Origin of the sequence: Psychrobacter sp. R86515, assembly GCF_042466315.1 — a bacterium.
Taxonomy (GTDB): Bacteria; Pseudomonadota; Gammaproteobacteria; order Pseudomonadales; family Moraxellaceae; genus Psychrobacter.
Window position 1 is genome coordinate 1,753,217 of record NZ_JAXHCC010000001.1, and the last position, 22,075, is coordinate 1,775,291.

Sequence of the window (22,075 nt, forward strand, 5' to 3'; positions counted from 1 at the left end):
GTGAAAGTCTTATGAAACAAATATCTTATGAATCAACTCCTCAATAGCTAATCTCAACAAATATAGAGTTTCTAAGCACCTGGTTTTACACTGATGTCAGGGGCAGGAATATCCCAAATGTAGAATTTGCCTTCTTCAACGAGTTTGATTTGTTGAGGAATAACAGTATTGTTAGGGTATTGCCCTTCAAGACGACGTAGGCGCTCTAACGCATTAGCACGGCGGTCACTAAGTAGATCTGACTGTGCTAAGCTTTGTTCCGCTTCGGTATATCCTAAAGCGACAGCGCGGTCTAGATACTTTTGACCTTCTTTGAAGCCGCCACCTTCTGATAGCATCATACCGTATAGGAAGTTAGCCTCACCACTATCAGGTTGCAGCTTGATAGCGCGATCGACATACTGACCACCACGTACCGTGTAGTCTGAACCCAAGTCTAGGTTACGACCCATGCCATTTAGCTTAGCAGCACGAAGCAATACATCAAAAGACGCGTCTGGCGACTTGGCATACGGTTCGATCCAATCAGCCAATACTTTGATTTTTTCACGAGTGTAATGGCGCTGTGAGCGATTAGGGAAGTTTGGTGGATAGTGACGTGCGTTGGGGGATACATCAGCGATGAAATCGTCTAATAAACTGACATCAAGCTTATCAGTACCTAGCCCTTTTTGTTGCGGAATCAGTATGGTTTTGACAAAGCTCATGTCTGATAGTTGTACTTGCGGTGTAGGAATATTCGGAAGTTGTCCGCTACGCAAGTCGATACCAGTAGCTGTCATTGGACCAGGCTCATAGATACAAGTAGTGCCGTTCATGACAGGTGCAGCAGCAGGCGACATCATTTGCGGTGTTTGAGGCTGAGCAGTACTGACAGATGCATTGTTTTGCTGAGTACCGCTTAGTTGCATGTTAGTTGTTTGTGCATTAGTCGGCTGGCTGTTGCTCGCAGGTGTTGCTGGCAAGCTCGTTTGAGCGGTGTTGGCTTGAGCAGGACTGATAGCTGCATTAGGACGAGCAAGACGAATCACACGTTTGCTTGAGTCCATCGCACTAGGTACAGCTGTTGCAGTGGCATCAGTTTCTGCAGCGTTCACAGGCGCAGATAACAGCATGGCACAGGTTGCAGCCATGACGGTCAACGTTGCAAACTTTGGTGACTTAATAGAGTGGCTACTAGAGAGAATCGCTTTCATAAAAATCGTTACCTTGTTTAATTTATTTGGTTGTTATTCATTGATTGGACGGTAATATAAATAGCGCATTGCTGCAAAATCGTACAAATTTTTAATACCGTAGCAAATTAAGCTTTACGCTATCTGTGGTAGGATTGTTAATCGCTAGAATTAAGCAAACCTACGTAAATCTGTGCAGCCACTGATTAGCAAAAATATTATGACAGCAGCTAACAATAGTACCTGTAACCATAAGCTATAAGTGATAAGCGGTATCTTTCATACGATTTGCCATCCATCGCATGGTCCGACGTACTGCTGGAGATAGGGCCGCGCCGCCACTTGCAAGTGCAAGCTCACGATGATGCAGTTCTTCTTTATCCATTTGTGCCAGTATTTCTTTTGAGCGCTGATCATGCTCAGGTAACTGCTTGATATGATCTTGTAGATGCTCGCTGACCTGCGCTTCTGTCTCCGCTACAAACCCTAGACTAAACTCATTTGAGATCGCGCCTGCGACTGCACCGAGTCCAAAAGACATACCGTACCAAAGCGGTGTAAATACGCTGGCATGGCTACCAAGTTCGCTTAGACGAGTCTCGCACCAGACCAAATGATCGACTTCTTCTTCGGCCGATTGTTGCATGGCTTGTTTGACACCACTATCTTTCGCGGCAAACGCTTGGCCATGGTATAGACCTTGCGCACATACTTCACCTGTATGATTGATACGCATAAGACCTGAAACGTGCCGCGCTTCTGTGATGGTCAGCTCAGGAATCTCATCGCTACTGACGGGCAACGGACGCGTGCTTGGATTAGAATGTGGCACGACAGCTCGTAATGCCTTATCGACCCCAAGTAACAACTGGTCAATTTTAGATAAAGGACGCAGGGTCATAACTCACTCCTGATGGTGTTAAAAACTGTCAATAAAATAAAATGTATTACCGTTTAAACGTAATGGCATAATGCGTATTACTATAACAAACAATCCAAATTATCGGCTCGAATATTACTGTCTAGGTAGCCCATAAATAATCTATAGATGGTTGGTAGGTTGCTATAGCAGTAAAAGCAACGAAGTCATCAGCCCAACATTAGACTATATCTATGGAGCCAAACTTATTTAAGGCGCTATACCATCGTTGGTTTGGATAACGGCATGCTTAATATGTTTATTGAGTTTGATGTATAAAAATGCACCAAATACAATATTCAACAGCCCTGTCACCAAAAATAGCTGTGGTAGCGTAAACCCTAAAACGTTTAAGATAACAATCGCAAAAATCGCTGAAGTAACCATAAATATCGCGTTAAAGATGTTATTTGCACCGACAATACGTGCTCGATGACTCTTAGGTGCGTAGGCTTGCATGGAAGCATATAGCGGTACGATATACAAACCACCGCTGAACCCTAATAAAAATAAATCTGCAAACACTCGCCAGCTACCACTTATATTAAACAAATCACCGATGCCAAGTAATGTTGTGTCATTATTCACATTTATATCTAAACCTGAAAGTGAAAAATACAAATCAATAGCAAAGATACTTAATCCAGCAATACCAAAAGGCAATAGACGCAAGCTGACTTTGTTTTTGGTCAATGTTTTGCACAGCACCGAACCGATCGACACGCCAACAGAAAACAATGTGAGTAAGAAAATAACGACTGACTCATCACCAAGCAAAATCACCTTGCTGAACTCTGGCACTTGGGTCAAAAACGTCGCCCCATAAAACCAAAACCAGCTGTTACCAAGAATGATAAAGAATAAAAAAGGCAGAGAGTATAAGTAACGGACAGTGGCTAAGCTGGTGGTAATAATATTCCAATTAATCTTCAGGTCAGGCTGCATCGCTGGCATATTAGGGATATAGCGTGCAGCTAAATATCCTAAGACAGCGACAACCAACACCGTGGCACTAATCCAATACAGTGATTGTGATAGCTGAGTCAAAATACCAGCGACAATCATCCCGACCAAAATAGCCAGCGAAGTGCCCATCTGAAAAAGGCCGTTGGCGCCGACCAGTTCATCTTCTTTCATCGCTTGCGGCAGATAAGCGTATTTAATCGGTCCAAAGAAGGTCGAATGTGTGCCCATCAAAAACAACGCGACAAATAGCAGTGCATACCATTCAAAGACAAAGCCGACTGCGGCAACTGCCATAATGACCAGCTCAAGGAGTTTGATAAACTGCGTAAGCTTTGATTTTTCATATTTATCAGCAATCTGTCCTGCCAAGGCAGAAAACAAAAAGTAGGGCAGGATGAATAACATGGCGGCCAAGTTATTAAGGATACTGACCTCTACGCCCAATTTACTGGCGGCAGTATAAGTGAGCACCAGTATGAGCGCCTGCTTAAAAATATTGTCATTGAATGCGCCCAAAAACTGGGTAAAAAACATAGCGCTAAAACGACGGCGCTTGAATAACTGAAACTGGTTGGACATGGACATTCCTACAGATAAATCGCGACTGATAGAGAAAAGAGCGGCGCTGAACGACAATTTTTTTATGATAATAATCGTAAATTTTATTAAAAACTATATCAAGATATAGCATAGGTTTTATCAATATTAAGCCGTATAATAGCAAGGCTTCGGTGAAAATACATGCAGTCAATGCTATGATTCGATATTTAACTAAGTTATGATTTATAAATTTTATGTGATTGCGTTTTAGGGTATAAATAGTAGTGAAAACAAAGGCTACTACCCATCAACACTATCTATAAGCTAGTAGCCTTCTCTAAGCTAGTAGACCTACAAGGCAGTAGACATACATTGCTAAAGCCGACACTATAGATAACCAGTCATAAAGTTAAAGTAGTAAACCATTAATTCCAGATAACTGCTATAAGTTTATTCACCGGTCAGACTTGACGATTGTTATCGTTGATAAGATTGTGCCGCGTGAGCTGATAGGACGTAAAGATGATAAAGCAGCCTTCAACTCGAGCATGCAAGGGTCTCATGATGCAGCGTGACACAGCCATAATCCAAAACGATAGTAATAACCCAAGTACATATCCAGCACCGCCGCGTAAAAATTTCAGACGCTCTGCACTGTGCACTGCGCTTGCGACCAGTTTGTTCGGTATAGCACCTGCGGCAATGGCAGACACTACTAACAATGTAAACAATACGGCTATCACCAACTCATCTGCTGCTGAGCAAACTGACGGTAATCAAACGCTTAGTAACCAGACTAACAATAGTCAAAGTGCGAATGATCAAGCATCTATCAAGCAATCAGCTACATTGTCAGATGACGATACTCAGCTAGATATGGCTCTAGATGCGCTACGTCTAAAAAAAGCAGTAGAACAAGGCATTATCGATCAGTCAGTATTGGACGACTATAGCGAACAGAGCTTGGGCATTAAAAAACCTAACTCAACAAAGTCAGGCTCTAGAAACTCAACGACGCAAAATGCCAATGCTCAAAACACAACTTCTCAAAGAAATAACTCTCAAAATCTAGAAACTTTCACTGATAGTCCAAGTACTTCATATAATCCAAATAACGCTCAATCAATCGCTTCTAATGATGACCTGTTGCAACAAGCAACCGAGATTCAGCAGCAAGTCTATCAAATGATGACGCCTGAGCAGATCGATCGTGAGCTAGCGGCAATGGATGCGCAGAATGCTCAAGACATTGACAGTAACAATATTAGCAATAACGACAGTGACTTTGATGCGCCAATCGCTACGTTAGATGACACAACATCGCCAATTGGTCTAGATACAGAGCTAGATGCAACAAACTTGCCAGCACCTAACAACCTTGATACGTTGGGTAGAAGTGAAACAACGCAAGAGCAGGCGAACGCAGCTGAAGGGATGTCACGTCCGATTGAGGTAAGTGGTGCTGTTAGCAATGAAGATGTCATTAGCAACGAAGCTACTGTTAAGAATGAAAGTGGCCTGACGACTGATGATAGTAGTGATGAGCTGATAGCTGGTACGAATGCGCCTGCCAATGTAGAAGATACGACAACAGATATTATCAATCCTAATGACTATCTACCAGATTATCAGAATGATACTCAGGCCGTTGATCAAAGTATCGAACAAGCCAATAGACCACGGCCACGCTCACGCAATAGAGGTAATATCGTGACGCGTCTTTACAATCGCTTTTTTAACGACGGTGGCGTGGTGGCTTTGCCAAATGTAGAAACTGCTATTTATCTAGAACAAGTATCCGCTGAAGACTCTCCTAACGGTAAGGCTCAACTGATTGAAGCTGACAATGATATTCAGCCAATGAAAAACATCAAAGCAGCACTAGATGATACTTCTGTTCAGTCGGTTATTGACTTTACTGCGGCATTGCCACGTTTGCGTGAGACGGCACAGAATGCTGCTAAAGCCGTTGGTTACTACGAGGTTGAGCTGCGTCTGACCCAACCTGACCGCGATACAGTCAATGTTGTGATTGAAGAGCTAGGCGAGCCGGTACTGGTAGACAGCCGTATTATTGAGATTCGCGGTGAGGGCAGTGAGCAAGAAGAGTTTGCAGCGATTGAGGCAGACTTGCCGCCGCAAGAAGGGGATATTTTTAATCATCGTGTTTATAAGAGCAGTAAAGCGGCTTTAGAGTCCTTGAGCAATACCTACGGCTATTTTGATCAGTATTGGCTGAACAAATCCGTTGATATCATCTTGCCGGACAATAAAGCAGATGTCTCGTTGGTTTACAACACAGGTGATCGTTACGATTTTGACGATGTGGTGTTTTTTACCTATGACAAAGAAACCAATACGCTGACCCAAGATCCTGACAAGCTACCAGTAGAGCTTTCATTGTTACAACAGCTCTATGGCTTTACGCCGGGTGAGCCGTTTTATCGTCCAGCAGTCACGAAGTTCAGTAATGACCTATCGGCAACTCGTTACTTTAATACGGTCAACGTCGAGTCGATACTACCGCCAAGTGATAGTAGTGAAGCTGGTACCTTAGCGTTTGACAATGCTGCTACCGAGGGTAACGACACATTAGATGACGATATTAACAATGTAGATAATGATGGCGTCGCAGGTCTGAGTAGCAATGATGGCGCAGCTGCCTCAAATGTAACTGCTAGCAAAGAAGATACGGTCAATGATAATAGCGACATAGGTGCAGAGAGCGATAATGCTCTGAGTGCTAACAGCGGCGAGACGGTCAATGAAGCGGATATCGCTGCGATTGATTTTGAAGCTGATGAAGCCACCCTTGATAAGCTGCAAGCCATCAGACAAAAAGCAGAACGACTAAGCCGCTTGCCGAATGATCGCGTGCTCGATGAAAAAGATCAGGAAGCCGATAATCTATTGGGCAAAATCAGTGACTCAATCAGTAATGTCGCGCAAAAGATATTCCCTGACGAAAAGAGTCTGATTGCTGACGAAAACTTTGTACCACCAACGCTAGCAGGACGTAAAACGCCGCAAGACGTCGCAGAAAGCAAAAAAGTACCTTTATATGTGTTTGTATACGCGGATAAACCACGTGATGCTCAAGTTGGTCTGGGTTATGGAACAGATACAGGCGTTCGCGCCACCGCAAAAATAGACTATAACTTGCTCAATCGCCAAGGCTACCAAGCAGGGGCAGAAACAGAAGTATCGAGAATCAGCAAAAACGTGGCTGTGTATGCCAGTCGACCATGGAATCATCCGCTCAATGATAAGCTAGATGCACGTCTTACTTATGAAGAGGAAGTGATTGACCAAGGTGAAGGCAATTTCGATCTGTCGACGACAACGCTGAAGGCAGCTTTGGCACGTAATATCCGTAGTGATACTGGTTGGAATCGTAGCTACTCTGTGCGTTACCGCTTGGATGAGCTTGAGACGGGGGTTGATGGGACAGCATTAGATGATTTGCCTATCCGCTTTACCTCTTCAAGTCCGAAACAGCGCGCGTTATTGTTTGGCTATGGTATGAATAAAACAGATACCGACAACGCTACCAACCCAACGCAGGGTATGCGCCAGTACTATTCAATCGAGGCTGGCACTGATAGCGCATTCAGTGATACCGATATGGCGATTATTCGCGCAGGCGTTAGTGGTATCTATAGCTTTGGCGAAGACAAAAAGCATCAAGTATTAGGTAGTGCCAATGCCGGTTATATCTGGGCGGATGATTTTTACGATGTGCCTTATAAGTTGCGTTTCTTTGCAGGTGGCGATCAGAGTATCCGCGGTTATGACTATGAGAGCTTGTCACCATTAGACAAAGGCTATCTAACGGGTGGACAGGTTCTAGCGGTCGGTAGTGCTGAGTATAACTATGAATTTAAACCAGGTTTCCGTGGCGCATTCTTTACTGATGTCGGTAATGCCTACGACAAAGATTTTGATACTGATACAAAAGTCGGCGTTGGTGTCGGTATCCGCTGGGCATCGCCTGTAGGAATGGTGCGTGTCGATGTGGCTGCTGGCGTGACCGAGGAAAGCATTCCAGTACGACTACACTTCTTTATTGGTTCACCGTTATAATCGCTCAATGTAGTAGCTCCAAATGTTCTAATTATCATTTATCGTACCGATTGCTGGTCTTCATTTTTTAACGTAGTTGAGTGTCATGCTGACAGAAAATACCCCGCCTAATAATGCTCCAGATGAAGATCCAGCACAGCGTGATGCCCGTGCCGTTAGGCGTTGGTATCCGTTGTCATTTCTGCTTAAACTGCTGGTATTGGTGCTTATCGTACTAGCAATTATGTTTGCCATATTCTTTTATGCAGCAGGGACTGACGCTGGTACGAAGTTTATATTAGAAAAAATCAGTGTTGAGACAGGTATTGATTTCAAATACGGACGCGGTAACTTGCGCGATGGTATTTGGGTCACTGATATCGATATTGAAGCGACTGAAGATCTTGAAATATTGGTAGATAAAGCCTATGTAAAAATAGGCTGGCGTGCAGTATTTGCAAAAGAAGTGCATTTAAGTGATGCAGACATCCAGACCATAGAGATTATCAATAAAAAACCGCCTACTGGTGAACCGTTTGATTATAAAACTTTAAAGTTGCCAGTAAACTTGCGCTTTGATCAAGCAAAAATTAAGAAAATTACTTATAAGCAAGTAACCAAAGATCCTATCGTTATTCAAGATATTACGGCGCGTGATCTAACGTGGGTAGGTAGTACGGTGACCGTTGGCCGTGGTGACTTGCAGTACGCTGATATCGTGAAAGTCAGTGCCTTACAAGGAGAGATCGACCTACAGGGCGACTATCCACTAGATTTGAGTGCGATTGCGGAAGTCAGCGCCCTTGAAAAAGCCTATATCGACCCATTGAATATCTCTGCAACGGGAACGCTCAAACGTACTGTTGGTAAGGTGCGCAGTCGGTATAACGATAGCGATGTGAAAGGCGACTTTGTAGTGCAGGGGCTAGATGCAGGTGCGCCGTTTGATGCAAAACTACAGTGGGATGATATTCTTATCCCTTACGCCGATAGCCAAAACATTCGCCTACAAAGCGGTACAGCCACAGCTTCTGGTATCATCTCTGAGATACGATTGCGTATCAATACTGAATTGACGGCCAAAGACATTCCATCAGGTCATTATCAAGGCCGTGCCGTTATTGCCAACAGTCAGCTACGTATAGATCGCTTGGATGCTGACGTGCCAGCGGGACGTTTGGCGTTGCAAGGTATTCTAGACTGGAAAGACAGCTTTGAGGCCACAGTGCGTGCGACGGGTAGTAATTTTAATATTCGCCAAGCTATTCCGGATGAATATACTGACTTTAAAGCTTATGCTCCGCAAACCCTTAACGGTAGGCTGTCACTGCGTTATCAGCAGCAAAATACCACTGGTAACACGCAGATTGATGCAGATTTGCGTCAGCGTGATGGTGAGCATATCAATGCGAATATGGTTCGCGGTAAAACCTCTGCCAAATCTAAGCAAGTTGCGCCTTGGTATATTGACGCTAACTGGAAAAACCTAACCCGCCGTAACGTACCCAATATTGGCAATATCGACAGTCCTAGTGGGCAGGCAGACGTCATCGTTCGTGGTTCAACCTTATCAGTCGATGCCAATGCCGTTATCAATGAGCTCAATGCTGCCCCCAAGGGCAACTATGATCTACGTATACGTAAGGCTGGTGATGTCATAGATATCAATCGTCTTAATTATAACGGCATAGTAGGAGACTTATCCGGTACAGGACAGATTCAGTTAGCGAGCAAACAGCGTCCACTGACATGGCAGATTGATGCCAGTACCAAAGGTTTACTCCCTAAGAAATATCGTAGCGATTTACCGCTTGAGCGCCTAACAGGTAGTATAAGTGCGCGTGGTCGACTGCTAAACATCACCAAAAATGGTGTCAGCGGTCAACGTCATGTGATTACTTTAAACAATACTGACATGCAAGCGCAGCTCGATGCGACGCAAGCGGATCGTGCTATCGGTATCACTGGTGCTGGTGATGCCAGTGTCGATATCGTAGGTGGTGAGCTGTCAGTATTTGATGCGCGTTTTGATGGTCGAATTGATACGGCAGATGTACCACAAGGCCGTCTGTCTATCGATGCTGCGGGTACACCAAAGCTGATTAGTATTCGTAAGCTGAACTATAAGGGTGAAGCGGGCGCAGTTGATGCGAAAGGGGTCATCGACTTACGTAAAAATATTGGTTGGAATATAGATGGTCGTTTTGACCAGTTCAACTTGGGTTATTTTTTACCCAATAATCCAGCGATAATCACAGGCGATCTAAAAACCAGTGGCGAGTGGCAAAATGCGCCAAAAAACAGCAAAAATACTGCAGGTACTTTGCAGCGCTTTGCCGTAAATTTCAACGGCATATTGGATGCCGAGCAATTGCCAGCAGGTAAGCTGAATATAGAAGCCAGTGGTGACAGTCAGCTGATACGTATCAACCGTTTCCGTCATGTGGGTGCGGCAGGTAGTATCGATGCCAGCGGAACCGTTGATGTGCGTCAAGGCGTTGCATGGGATATCAACGCGGTCATGGATCGTTTTAACATTGGTTATTTCCTAAAAGACACCCCAAGCCTTATCACTGGTACGATTGATACAGATGGCCGCTGGAGTGACACGCAGCAGATCGTCAATATTAAACAAGTCAATCTAAATGGCATGCTAAAAGGGCAGCAACTGAGTGCCAAAGGCAGCCTATCAGCGAAAATGCGTTTGCCTAAAGATTTAGCAAGTTACTTCAAACAACTTCAGACCCAAGATGCCCAAGCGCAATACAAGCAAGTGAATGCTTTGATTGATAGCTTAAACGCTAATAATCTGGTGCTGCGTTGGGGTGATAATTACGTCACGGCTAACGGCAATGCCAAACAGCTACAAACCAAAATTAACATCACCAGTCTAGATCAACTATCTAGCCAACTGGCTGGTAAAGTCACTGGCGGTGCCACGCTGTCTCAACCAACTGGTCAAGCACTGCCTACTATTTATATTGATTTGGTCGGTGAGCGACTCGCGCTACCTGGCTTTATATTGCGTCAAGGCCGTGTACGCGGCAAGCTGGTTAACTTAGCCAATAGCCCCAGTCAGCTAATTGTGACGGCTGAAGGCCTAGATGCTGCTGGTCAAAGTTTCGATAGCGTTAAAGCGTCTTTTAATGGTACCGAAAAGTCTCATGTGGTCGATCTCAATGTGGCCAATAAGCAACTCGATGTCGGCGCTAGGCTAAAAGGTGGTTTTGATCGAGACAGGCTAAGCTGGTCAGGTGTCATTGGAAAAGGCCGCATTAAATCTAAATATGCGACTTTGAATCAATTGCAACCTGCACAGCTGATTGTGAATTTACCTTACAATCAGGGTGGTGAGAATCGTGATCTAAAAGTACAGCTTGCCGCTCATTGTTGGCAGGCCACGGATCAAACCGGCAAGCTTTGTCTACGAGAAAAACTAGTGGCATCGCCGGACCAAGGCGAAGTCAATGTAGCGTTGCAGAATTTAGATACGTCGTTATTCTCAGTGTTCTTGCCAGAAGATATTGACTGGAATGGCAAGATTAATGGTAAAGCAATCGTCGGATGGCAACGTGGTCGTCCGCCAACTATCAATACCACGCTATACTCAGACAATGGCAAGATTGGCCTTGTTCAAGATGGCGAGAGCACATCAATGACTTTGCCATACAAACGTGTCTCTCTCATTGCTCTGTCTGTGCCTGAGGGTATCAAGCTGCGTACTGACATCAATACTGGACGCGGTGCGCGTGGCTATGCTGAGGTGATCGTCGATCCTTATAAAGACCCTAAACCAATTTCTGGTGCACTGGTGCTGAACGAGCTTGATCTTGCGATATTTAAGCCATTCTTCCCCGGTATGCGCGTCCTAAGAGGTAACGTTACAATGGCGGGTGGCCTAGGCGGCACCTTAACCAAACCACAGTTCTATGGCGACGTAAAACTCTCTGACGGCCGTATAGCCATGCTTGATTTGCCCGTGAATCTATCCAAAGTAAATGCGGTAGCCAAAATCCGCGGCACACAAGCGACTATTGATGGCACATTCAATAGTGGTACAGGTGAAGGCGAATTGTCAGGGACAGTCAACTGGCAGCAAAAATTGCAAGCCAAGTTGAGTATCGTCGGTGAAGGCCTAGTCATTACCCAGCCGCCATTACTGGTTGCTGAAATTGATCCTGATATCGATATTATCGTGCGCCCAGGCGATCGTTATGTTGATATAAAAGGGGCGATCAGTGTGCCGTCTGCGACCATTCGTCCGCCTGAAGCAAGCGAAGATATCATCACTCAAACTGAAGATGCAGTCGTACTAGATCGTCGTTTGATTGGTAATATCGATGAAGTACTGGCTATCTCAAAACCTTGGTCAATCAATGCTGATATCGGTATTGATTTGGGCGATGATATCAACTTCCGTGGTTTTGGCGCAGTCATTCCATTGGCAGGTGCGATTAATGTGACTCAGAATGGCACAGGTATCATGCGTGCCAGAGGTGTTGTGCAGGTCTCACGCCGTACCAACATCAATGCCTTTGGCCAAAGCCTAGAGCTAAATTATGGTCAAGTTCGTTTCAATGGTGACGTGATGAAGCCGAGCTTGAGTATTGAAGCGGCCAAAACGATTAATGGAAAAACAGTTGGTCTGCGTGTCAAAGGAACGACTGAAAGCCCCAATATTATCGTCTTTAACAATGCAGGACTGACCCAGCAGCAAGCAATGAACGCCTTGGTTACAGGTCGCATCGATAATAAGAGTGCAACGCAAATTAGCGAACAAGGATTTAAGTCGCAAGTGACCAATAATTTGGCCGCCGCTGGATTGAGCTTTGGTCTGAGTGGCACTCGTAGCCTGACCAATCAAATTGGGCAAGCGTTTGGCTTGCAAAGTCTGACAGTCGATGCCTCAGGTAGTAGCGAGGACACCAATGTCAACGTCACAGGTTACGTAACGCCTGATTTGTACATTCGCTATGGTGTGGGTGTTTTCAATGCGCAAAATAGTCTTTCTGTTCGTTATCAATTGACGCGCCGCATCTATGTAGAAGCAAGCTCAGCAGCGGAGAATGCAGTAGATGTGGTCTATAGTTGGCAGTTCTAAATCGTTTATTCAGAAGATGACTGCTTTCGAGTTTATGTCAACTTAGAGAGCTTTTGAAATTATTTTTAAGTTGGATAGCCTATAAAAAAACGCCTCATAATGAAGGCGTTTTTTTATAGAAGTATTGAAACAGATAATATTGAAATAGGCGTTACTTGGTTAGAATTAAGCGATTGTTGCGAGTTAGGCGTAGTCGATACTCTTCGCCTTCATGCTCGATACGTACCTCCTTAGTCAGTGCAAATAGATGTTGTGATTGCAAAGTAGGCAGACGGTTTTCACGACAGTTTAAATAACGAGAGATGACCATGCTCATAGTAAATTCCTTTTGAGAAGAAGTGGCTTAAAAAATTGGCTAACCATAGCGTAATTGTTTTTAACGATAATAATTATCATTTAGATTTGATAAATTTGCAAGGCAATTGATAAAATAAAATGCAGTTATTATGTAAACTTATCTAAGTTCGCTGTTATAAATCATCTCTAATTAATATTTTATCTATATAAATTAATAAGTTAGGTGATAAATTTCAATAATTCATCTAGTCTATAAAAACTATTAAATAATCAGAAATAATCAGAGTAAACACTGAAATAAAGGATATAAGTATGTTGAAAGGGTCAAATCAACAATCAGAGACGAAGCCGGAAAGTAAGACAAATAGTAAGGCGAAAGCTAACAAACCTAGCATTGTAAATGTTGCAGTGGCTGTCATTCATTATAAAGATCAGTATTTACTTGGATTTCGAGATGCTACTCAGCATCAGGGAAATCGTTACGAGTTCGTTGGCGGAAAGATAGAAGCAAATGAGTCAGCAGCGCAGGCGTTGATAAGAGAAGTGGCGGAAGAGACGGGTATCCTACTTGATAATAATACTATCGTTAAGCTTGGGCGTTTGCATCATGATTATGGCGATAAGCAGGTCAGCTTACAGGTTTATAGGATTGAGCTGACAGCAGAGCAGTACGAGCAGCATAGACACTGTGAGCAGGGTTTAGAAGGGCAGGCATTAACTTGGGTAAGCAAATCACAGCTTTTGGCAGGAGCGTATCATCTGCCCGCTGCTAATAAGACAATCCTTGAATGGTTGAAACTCCCATTGAAGATTGCGATTACTTATCCTCTAGCACATTTCGGCACATACACTGATGCAGCCGCGGCATGGCTGCAGTATCATCAAGAAAATCTAGTATCAGAGTCGTGGGTATATATCCGCTTGAAGGACGCAAATTCTAAGCATCTTACTGAGCAATTGATAACGGCACGTCCAGATATTTTAGCGATTTTACCTAATGAAAAAGAACAACCTTTGAATGTTGAGGAATCACTAACCGCTAATGAGACAGAAACTGGCCAGCGAATAGTTGCCAAGCATCTGACACACTCGACACTGATGCAGTGCTTTAATAAGGATGGCAATCCTACAGCTCTCACGCAGTCGTTATCTAAAGACCATCCGCTCATTGTCAGCTGCCATGACATCGCGAGCATAACGGCAGCCAATCAACTTGCCAGCATGCGCATACAGAATGCATTACCACCAGTGATTGGTGCTTTCGTATCACCTGTGCTCGCCACCCAAACGCATCCTAATGACGTACCGCTTGGCTGGGAAGCATGGTCAGCGTTGGCAGAGTTAGCTGATATGCCTGTTATTGGGTTAGGTGGTCTAGAGCCTGCTATGCTCAATCAAGCATTGCAGTATGGCGGTATCAGTGTGGCAGGTATTCGTCAGTTCATATAATCCGCATAACTCAAAAAAGCTATAGGGAATCCATCATGCCATTTGCCTGAATGTGACCCGTATTAGACTTGCGTATTAAGCTTAGTAAGTTCAAATAACTGATTTTTAACTTAGTTATCCAGCAAGTAACTGTGTGGTTATGATGTGTTCAAACAACACTCAAACCCCATAGTTACTTACAAACCGTTGCGTTTTCCTACATTGCACTACTGTTTTAATAGTCCAGTTGTCCTTAATATATATTGCATATCTACGATACGTTGATCTTATTTCTATAGAACAATGACTAACCAAAAGTAATGCTCAAAATACAATAATAAAAAAGCTTTTGTAGAGTCAAGTTTTGCACGAATAATTTATACCAAAGCAAATGGCTTTTAGAAAACGAGACCAAATAGATGCCGTACATAAAGCGTTTTTAACAATCACTATTTAAGAATGGTACTCCTATGAAAACCAATAAGTTACCTGAGTCAGCATGGACTGATTCACAGGCAGCTGGTTCTCAACTTCAGCAGCCTAAGCAATCGCTCAATGACAATGAATATGGCGATGACACGCAACAGACAAACCAAGCTAGTAACGATGCTAGCTATAATCACGACAGCTCGAATGGCGAATATTCGCACCATCTGGCAAAAGACACGTCTTCGCAAGACAGCTATTTTGGATACAAAAGCGCCGACAATAGCCTTAGGGCAAAAGAGTCAGCTATGAGTAACAATGAGATAAGCAAAGATCTAAAAAATAGCAATGAGAACAATCATGACGTGGCTAGTGGTTATAAATCATCTGGCTATAAGTCAGCGCAAAATAAGCAGCCAAAAAAGCTAAATGAAGATGAGCCATTAATGTCGGGACTGTTAGAGGATCAAATAGATAATCTAAACAGTGGTTCTGAACAGGCTATCGACGCTGAGCAAATTGGTGATGCATCAACAAATAATTCATCCTACAAAGAAATACCGGAGCGCATATTTATGAATGGACTGATCAAACATACAGGCATTGCCTTAGCAATTATTATACCGTTAGCAGCGTTCTCAGCCTATGCGGCCACGCCGCCAGTAAACATGGCAACTAATAACACGGCAGCTAATGGCATGTCTGATGATGCGATGAGCGAGAAGACCACGACTGATGTGCTATCGGTTAAGCCAAGCGATATTATTCATAAATCTGCAAGCACACCAACTACTGTAGATAGCGTAGATCTGAACACCTATGCAGGTACTTGGTATGAAATCGGCCGTTTGCCGATGTATTTCCAGCGTAAATGTGCTGGTGATGTGACCGCCAATTATGCTCAAAAAGATGACGGCTCAGGAATCACGGTTACTAATAAGTGTGTGAGCGAGGACGGTTCGGGTATCGTGGCAGAAGGTTTGGCTAAGCCAGTCGATGAAAGTGGCAGCAAACTCAAAGTGACGTTCTTACCGAAGTGGATTCGTTGGATTCCAGTCGGCCGTGCTGATTATTGGGTGCTAGCACGTGATGCAGAGTATAAAACTGCGCTAGTAGGGACGCCTGATAAAAAATACTTATGGCTACTAGCACGCTCGCCAAATATCAGTCAGGAAACGTATACTAAATATCGTCAAATTGCTCAGCAGCAAGGCTACGACTTAAAAGAATTTACATTGACGTCGCAGAGCAACCAAACAGTGAATCTAGCACCATAATAGATGTAACTGAAATTACTGCTTCAGTTAGTTAAGCTCTATAGCCATTATTATTTCATCACGTCTCGATAAGGTAGCATATATGGCTGCCATTATTTTTATTGTTAGCTGTATATGAGAACTATATATAAGAGCTATATAAGAGCTATATAAGATATAAGAACTATATAAGAGAATGAAACCTATTATGCACGCTAGCTAATCGGTTACTACTGGCAAAATGAGGCGTTTTAGGCTAAAATCTAGGCGATTCAAATACTCTAGCGTCAATAACCCATATTGATAGTGGTTGATTATCATATTAGAGTCGCCATTTAGAGCATACACGACCTATCTATTTTACACTTCTTCATATTTTATTGATCATACATTACTGACCATAAGGATGTTTCTCGTGAGCAACGCTGATACCTTACGCCAATTACATCAAGACCACTTGAACAACTACAACAATCAAGAGCAACAAGCGATTGAGCTTATGGGGCTACTAAACAAGCTCTATAACAAGCAAGACGTACAAGTGACTTTGTTTGGCGAAACGCTAGACTCTACCTCAGTTGGTCAAATACTTGCTTTGCATCAAAAAGTAGCGCTACGCGACCATGGCGCCAAAGCTATCGATATCGCTGATACTCTAGCGATGGTAAAGGTTATCTCAGAAAACACTGATATCCAAGCCACTCGTATCGATGTTGGTCAATTGATTGCTAATGATACTGACTTACAGACCGCTCTACAGTCTATCAACAATGCTGGTGCTATAAATGGCGCGACGGATGTTGTGCTTTACGGTTTTGGCCGTATCGGTCGTATCTTGACTCGTCTGCTATTGTCACAAGCGTCAAGCGCGAAAGGTCTACAACTAAAAGCGATCGTTGTACGCCCAGCCGCTGCTGGTGACTTGGCTAAGCGCATCTCATTGCTTGAGCGTGACTCAATCCATGGTAGATTTTTAGGCGGCATCAGCATTGACGACGATAACAACGGCATGATCGTTAATGGTCGTTTTGTACAAGTTATCTATGCCAAAGACCCAAGCGAAATCGACTATACTGCTTATGGTATCGACAATGCTCTTGTTATCGATAACACAGGTATTTGGAAAGATGAAGCAGGCCTTGGCAAACATTTACAGTCTACTGGCGTGAAAAAAGTGCTACTAACAGCACCTGCTGGCGGCGATATCAAAAACGTCGTTTATGGCGTGAACAATGATACCGTTGGTGATGATACGATCGTTAGTGCTGCTAGCTGTACGACCAATGCGATTACGCCAACGCTGAATGTATTGAATGATGAGTACGGTATTGTAAATGGTCATGTAGAGACTATTCACTCATTTACCAATGATCAGAACTTGGTTGATAATTATCATAAAGCAGACCGCCGTGGTCGTAGTGCTGTGATGAACATGGTTATCACCAGTACTGGTGCTGCAAAAGCTGTTGGTAAAGCATTGCCAGAACTAAACGGTAAGCTAACGGGTAACGCTATTCGTGTACCAACACCAAACGTTAGCTTAGCAATCTTGAACGTGAATCTAAAAACTGCACCAGCAAGCGCTGATACGTTGAATGAGTTTTTGCGTAAAATGGCTAACAGCAGCACTTGGCAGTCGCAGATTGCTTATACAGATTCTACAGAAGCGGTATCAACGGATTTCGTTGGTACGACTCATGTTGGTATTATCGATGCTCAAGCTACTATTTTGACTGACAACCAAGCGATCGTATATGTTTGGTATGACAACGAAGTAGGTTATAGTACTCAGGTATTGCGTTTGGCGACGCAAATGGCTGGAATCAGCTACGCTCAGATTCCAGCATAGATTACTAAATACAGTAGAGCAATAACGTCATACCAAGTATAGTAGCGCTATCGTGTCATAAGATTGCGCTGCAGTAGATGCTACTTTAAATAGCTTGGTAGGACTTTAACTGTCATACTTAAACACCCGATAGTCCGATTGATTATCGGGTGTTATTGTCATAATGGGCACTAAGTAAAAGTAGACTTTATACAGTGTATATTTTGACGCAACAACATAGCAAAACCCCAAAATACAACCGTTGGTTGTAACCAGTTTATAGACTGGATTGTGAATTAAGGAACGTAAGATGCGATTTATTGATGAAGCCGTCGTAACGGTAAAAGCAGGTGACGGTGGTAACGGAATCGCCAGTTTTCGCCGAGAGAAATATGTCCCGCGTGGTGGACCTGATGGTGGTGATGGCGGCAAGGGCGGAGATGTATATGTCATTGCAGAAGACAACACCAACACCCTAGTTGACTATCGTTATACGCGTCGTCATGACGCTATGCGTGCTGAGAACGGCCATAGTAGAAACTGTTCAGGTAAGGGGTCTGATGATCTTTATTTGCCAGTACCAGTTGGTACGACGGTAGTTGATACCGAGACAGACGAAGTATTGGGTGATTTGATTGAAATTGGCCAGACACTACTGATTGCCAAAGGTGGCGATGGTGGTCTGGGTAATACCCATTTCAAAAGCTCGACTAACCAAGCACCGCGTAAAGCGACGTCAGGTTTTGAAGGCGAGCTAAAAGTTCTTAAGTTTGAGCTAAAAGTAGTGGCTGATGTTGGTTTGATTGGTTTGCCGAATGCTGGTAAATCGACCTTTATCCGTCAAGTCTCTGCTGCTAGACCAAAAGTGGCTGATTATCCGTTTACCACCCTAGTACCAAACTTGGGTGTGGTCGATATTGGTCGCCATCGCTCATTTGTAATGGCAGATATTCCTGGTCTTATTGAAGGTGCATCAGAAGGTGCTGGACTTGGTATTCGCTTCTTAAAACATGTTGCGCGTACACGTCGTCTGCTACACTTAGTTGATGTCAAGCCTGTTGATGGTAGCGATCCAGTCGAAAATGCTCGCGTTATCTTAAACGAGCTTGAGCGTTTTTCTCCTGAATTGGCTAATTTACCGCAGATTTTGGTATTAAACAAAATCGATCAGGTCAATGATGAAGATTTGAATGCGCTTTGTACTCATATTGTCGCAGAGCTTGGTTGGACTGGTATGGTCTTCCGTACGGCAACGCTAACTGGTGAAGGCGTTGATGCAGTCAAATATCATTTAATGAATGATATCGAACTTGAGCGTGAGCGTGAAATAGAAGATCCTATCTTCGCTGAAGCACAAAAAGAACGTTTTGAGCGTTTAGAAGCTGAAGTACGTCTTAACACTGAAGCACAGCGTGAAGCATATCGTGCAGCTCGTAAAGCGGCGCGTGAAGGCTTGGATACGTCTGATTTTGACGACGATGATGACGATGGCGTTGAGGTAATGTACGTTCCTTAAGCTAGTATGCTTGAGCAGTTATACTTGAATTGTGAATTTAATCCCTACAATCAATTGATATGAAAAAAAGGAGTTTATATGGCAGATGACATAGCAAACACGATGGAAGAAGCAAGATTTGTTAAGCAAACTCGCAACTTTGATATTCAGCGCGTTATTGTCAAAATTGGTTCATCACTATTAACCAATAACGGTCGAGGGCTGGATCGTACTGCCATATATGAGTGGGCAAAGCAGATTGCTAAGCTGCACAAAAAAGGCGTTGAGGTACTGTTAGTATCATCAGGTGCCGTTGCTGAAGGTGTGGTACGTATGAACCTTGAGGAACGTCCTAAGAAACTAGCAGCACTACAAGCCTGTGCTTCTATTGGTCAAATGGGGTTGATTGAAACATGGTGGTCAGCTTTGATTCAGCATGGCATTCAAAGCTCGCAGCTACTCCTAACTCATGATGACTTGTCTAATCGTAGTCGTTACCTTAATACGACGGGTGCGCTGACACAGTTATTAGAATGGCGCGTACTACCTGTTATCAACGAAAACGATACCATCACGATTGATGAGATTAAATTTGGCGATAACGATACCTTGGGTGCGATGGCAGCCGCAATGGTTAATGCTGATTTGTACATTATCTTAACCGATCAAGAAGGTGTCTTCACTGATAACCCACGTGATAATCCTGACGCTAAGATGATTCGTCAAGAACGTGCAATGGCTGATTATTTATTTGATATTGCAGGAGACGGCGGCAAGCTTGGACGCGGTGGTATGTTAACCAAAATCCGTGCTGGACGCCTTGCTGCTATGGGTGGCTGTCCTACCGTTATCGTCAGCGGTGCTATTGATGACGTTATTACCCGTGTGGTATCAGGCGAAGCGGTAGGTACGTTATTGACGACTAATGACGAAGATAAAATCATTGCGCGTAAGCAATGGCTAGCTGCGCATCTACGTATGTCAGGTAGCTTGGTCGTTGATGCAGGCGCTGCAAGAGCATTGACTGAGCACAACAGAAGTTTATTGCCAGTGGGTGTTGTAGAAGTGCAGGGCGGATTTGATGAAGGTGATGTGGTAGAAATCATTCATCAAGATACGGGCGAACGCATAGCCGTTGGGCAGGTAAACTTTTCATCGAATGATGCGCGCCGCGTCGCTCGTGAGCGTACCGAACAGTTCGATAAGATCTTTGGCAGTAGCGAAGAACGTGTCGTCATGGTACACCGCGACAATCTTGCATTAACTGTATAGCGTTTTCATATAACCTTTTTTATTCAACTTATTTTATCCAGCACAATATCCATTTATAAATATGGATATTGTGCTGTTTTGGAGATTTGTACATGAGTGCTTCAGACGGTAGTAACTCGGTTCAGCAACAGTTTGCACCTTTAAAAAATGATAGATTGCTACGTGCATTACGTTTTGAACCCATTGATACCACACCGGTATGGATGATGCGTCAAGCTGGTCGTTATTTACCAGAATACAAAGCCACTCGTGCTGAAGCGGGTGACTTTATGAGTCTGTGCAAAGATACAGCCCGCGCTACTGAAGTTACTCTACAGCCATTGCGTCGCTATGACTTAGATGCTGCTATTTTGTTTAGTGATATTCTAACTATCCCTGATGCAATGGGACTAGGCTTGTATTTCGAAACGGGTGAAGGCCCTAAGTTCAAACATCCGATTCGTGAGCAGGCTGATCTTGATAGATTGCCAGTGCTTGAGCCAAACGACTCTCTAGATTATGTAATGCGTGCTGTAACCAGCATTCGTAAAGCATTGAATGGTCAAGTTCCATTGTTTGGTTTTTCTGGTAGTCCGTGGACGTTGGCTACGTATATGATAGAAGGCGGTAGCTCGAAAGATTATCGTTATACTAAAGGCTTTTTGTATAGTAACCCTGATTTTTTGCATCAGTTATTAGACAAGCTTGCAACGTCAGTTATTGACTATTTAGATGCTCAAATCATAGCTGGCGCTCAAATCGTTCAGATATTTGATAGTTGGGGCGGGGCGTTAGGTCATCGTCAATTTATCGAATTTTCACACATTTATAATAAACGTATTGTCGCCGAACTAAAGGAACGTCATCCACAAGTACCTGTAGTGCTGTTCACTAAAGGCGGTGGGTTATGGCTTGATATTCAGGCTGACAGCGAAGCAGATGTATTAGGTTTAGACTGGACGATGCCGATTGATCGTGCGCGTCAAGTATTGACTGAGAGTCAGCGTCAATTGACCAAAAAGCATAAGAAATTGCAAAGCAGCAAGGCTATCCAAGGTAACTTAGACCCAGCGACGTTATATGGCTCGCCTGCCACTATCCGTTCTGAAGTGAACGCCATGCTTGACCGTGCTTACGCTGATGGTGAAAAGACTGGTTACATAGCAAACTTAGGTCACGGTATCACCCAGTGGGTCAATCCTGACAATGCCAAAGTGTTTGTGGATGCAGTACACGACTATAAAATTTAAGAGTCAGAATATTTAGAGAGTGATTCTGTATTTGTTCGCATTTGTGGAACTGTATAATTTATAGAACTGTATGAGTTATAA

Annotated in this window: 12 protein-coding genes; 8 read left to right on the forward strand and 4 right to left on the reverse strand. The window is 43.6% G+C overall.

From position 1 onward, the window contains the following. Nucleotides 1-71 precede the first annotated feature (71 nt). The 3 genes from SJY28_RS07465 to SJY28_RS07475 form a co-directional block, all read right to left on the reverse strand. The gene (locus SJY28_RS07465) at nucleotides 72-1,196 is read right to left on the reverse strand and encodes a hypothetical protein (protein ID WP_379543976.1); all 1,125 of its coding nucleotides are present in this window, start codon (nucleotides 1,194-1,196) and stop codon (nucleotides 72-74) included. Nucleotides 1,197-1,431: 235 nt separating this feature from the next. Beyond that, nucleotides 1,432-2,076, reverse strand: a complete 645-nt coding sequence (coq7, locus tag SJY28_RS07470) for a 2-polyprenyl-3-methyl-6-methoxy-1,4-benzoquinone monooxygenase (RefSeq protein WP_057759163.1) — start codon at nucleotides 2,074-2,076, stop codon at nucleotides 1,432-1,434. Nucleotides 2,077-2,304: 228 nt separating this feature from the next. Next, on the reverse strand, nucleotides 2,305-3,639 hold the full coding sequence (locus SJY28_RS07475; protein ID WP_379543977.1) for an MFS transporter: 1,335 nt from the start codon (nucleotides 3,637-3,639) through the stop codon (nucleotides 2,305-2,307). 525 nt (nucleotides 3,640-4,164) lie between these two features. Between SJY28_RS07475 and SJY28_RS07480 the strand changes: the two genes are divergently transcribed. Continuing rightward, nucleotides 4,165-7,683, forward strand: a complete 3,519-nt coding sequence (locus SJY28_RS07480) for an autotransporter assembly complex family protein (protein ID WP_379543978.1) — start codon at nucleotides 4,165-4,167, stop codon at nucleotides 7,681-7,683. Between the two features lie 85 nt (nucleotides 7,684-7,768). After that, nucleotides 7,769-12,763, forward strand: coding sequence for a translocation/assembly module TamB domain-containing protein (locus tag SJY28_RS07485; protein WP_379543979.1), 4,995 nt, complete (start codon nucleotides 7,769-7,771; stop codon nucleotides 12,761-12,763). 151 nt (nucleotides 12,764-12,914) lie between these two features. Here SJY28_RS07485 and hemP read toward each other — a convergent pair whose 3' ends face one another. Then, entirely contained in the window at nucleotides 12,915-13,073 is a 159-nt protein-coding gene (gene hemP, locus SJY28_RS07490; protein WP_227672156.1) for a hemin uptake protein HemP, read from the reverse strand. A gap of 299 nt (nucleotides 13,074-13,372) precedes the next feature. On the opposite strand from hemP, the gene SJY28_RS07495 reads away from it, so the two are divergent. The 6 genes from SJY28_RS07495 (at nucleotide 13,373) to hemE (ending at nucleotide 21,994) form a co-directional block, all read left to right on the forward strand. Further along, nucleotides 13,373-14,509 (forward strand): NUDIX domain-containing protein, encoded by a 1,137-nt coding sequence (locus SJY28_RS07495; RefSeq protein WP_379543980.1) that lies wholly within the window; start codon nucleotides 13,373-13,375, stop codon nucleotides 14,507-14,509. Nucleotides 14,510-14,958: 449 nt separating this feature from the next. Next, the gene (locus SJY28_RS07500) at nucleotides 14,959-16,191 is read left to right on the forward strand and encodes a lipocalin family protein (protein ID WP_379543981.1); all 1,233 of its coding nucleotides are present in this window, start codon (nucleotides 14,959-14,961) and stop codon (nucleotides 16,189-16,191) included. Nucleotides 16,192-16,576: 385 nt separating this feature from the next. Continuing rightward, nucleotides 16,577-18,019, forward strand: a complete 1,443-nt coding sequence (locus SJY28_RS07505) for a glyceraldehyde-3-phosphate dehydrogenase (protein ID WP_379543982.1) — start codon at nucleotides 16,577-16,579, stop codon at nucleotides 18,017-18,019. Between the two features lie 289 nt (nucleotides 18,020-18,308). Continuing rightward, a complete protein-coding gene (cgtA, locus tag SJY28_RS07510) occupies nucleotides 18,309-19,514 on the forward strand; it encodes an Obg family GTPase CgtA (protein ID WP_101206151.1) in 1,206 nt (401 codons plus the stop codon). A gap of 78 nt (nucleotides 19,515-19,592) precedes the next feature. Next, entirely contained in the window at nucleotides 19,593-20,765 is a 1,173-nt protein-coding gene (proB, locus tag SJY28_RS07515) for a glutamate 5-kinase (RefSeq protein WP_057759177.1), read from the forward strand. 92 nt (nucleotides 20,766-20,857) lie between these two features. Beyond that, nucleotides 20,858-21,994, forward strand: a complete 1,137-nt coding sequence (hemE, locus tag SJY28_RS07520) for a uroporphyrinogen decarboxylase (protein ID WP_379543983.1) — start codon at nucleotides 20,858-20,860, stop codon at nucleotides 21,992-21,994. The last annotated feature ends 81 nt before the right edge of the window (nucleotides 21,995-22,075 follow it).

Coding starts and splice junctions, on each gene's coding strand:
- SJY28_RS07465 (WP_379543976.1), bottom strand. CDS start 1,196: ATGAAAGCGATTCTCTCTAGTAGCCACTCTATTAAGTCACCAAAGTTT.
- coq7 (WP_057759163.1), bottom strand. CDS start 2,076: ATGACCCTGCGTCCTTTATCTAAAATTGACCAGTTGTTACTTGGGGTC.
- SJY28_RS07475 (WP_379543977.1), bottom strand. CDS start 3,639: ATGTCCAACCAGTTTCAGTTATTCAAGCGCCGTCGTTTTAGCGCTATG.
- SJY28_RS07480 (WP_379543978.1), top strand. CDS start 4,165: ATGCAGCGTGACACAGCCATAATCCAAAACGATAGTAATAACCCAAGT.
- SJY28_RS07485 (WP_379543979.1), top strand. CDS start 7,769: ATGCTGACAGAAAATACCCCGCCTAATAATGCTCCAGATGAAGATCCA.
- hemP (WP_227672156.1), bottom strand. CDS start 13,073: ATGGTCATCTCTCGTTATTTAAACTGTCGTGAAAACCGTCTGCCTACT.
- SJY28_RS07495 (WP_379543980.1), top strand. CDS start 13,373: ATGTTGAAAGGGTCAAATCAACAATCAGAGACGAAGCCGGAAAGTAAG.
- SJY28_RS07500 (WP_379543981.1), top strand. CDS start 14,959: ATGAAAACCAATAAGTTACCTGAGTCAGCATGGACTGATTCACAGGCA.
- SJY28_RS07505 (WP_379543982.1), top strand. CDS start 16,577: ATGTTTCTCGTGAGCAACGCTGATACCTTACGCCAATTACATCAAGAC.
- cgtA (WP_101206151.1), top strand. CDS start 18,309: ATGCGATTTATTGATGAAGCCGTCGTAACGGTAAAAGCAGGTGACGGT.
- proB (WP_057759177.1), top strand. CDS start 19,593: ATGGCAGATGACATAGCAAACACGATGGAAGAAGCAAGATTTGTTAAG.
- hemE (WP_379543983.1), top strand. CDS start 20,858: ATGAGTGCTTCAGACGGTAGTAACTCGGTTCAGCAACAGTTTGCACCT.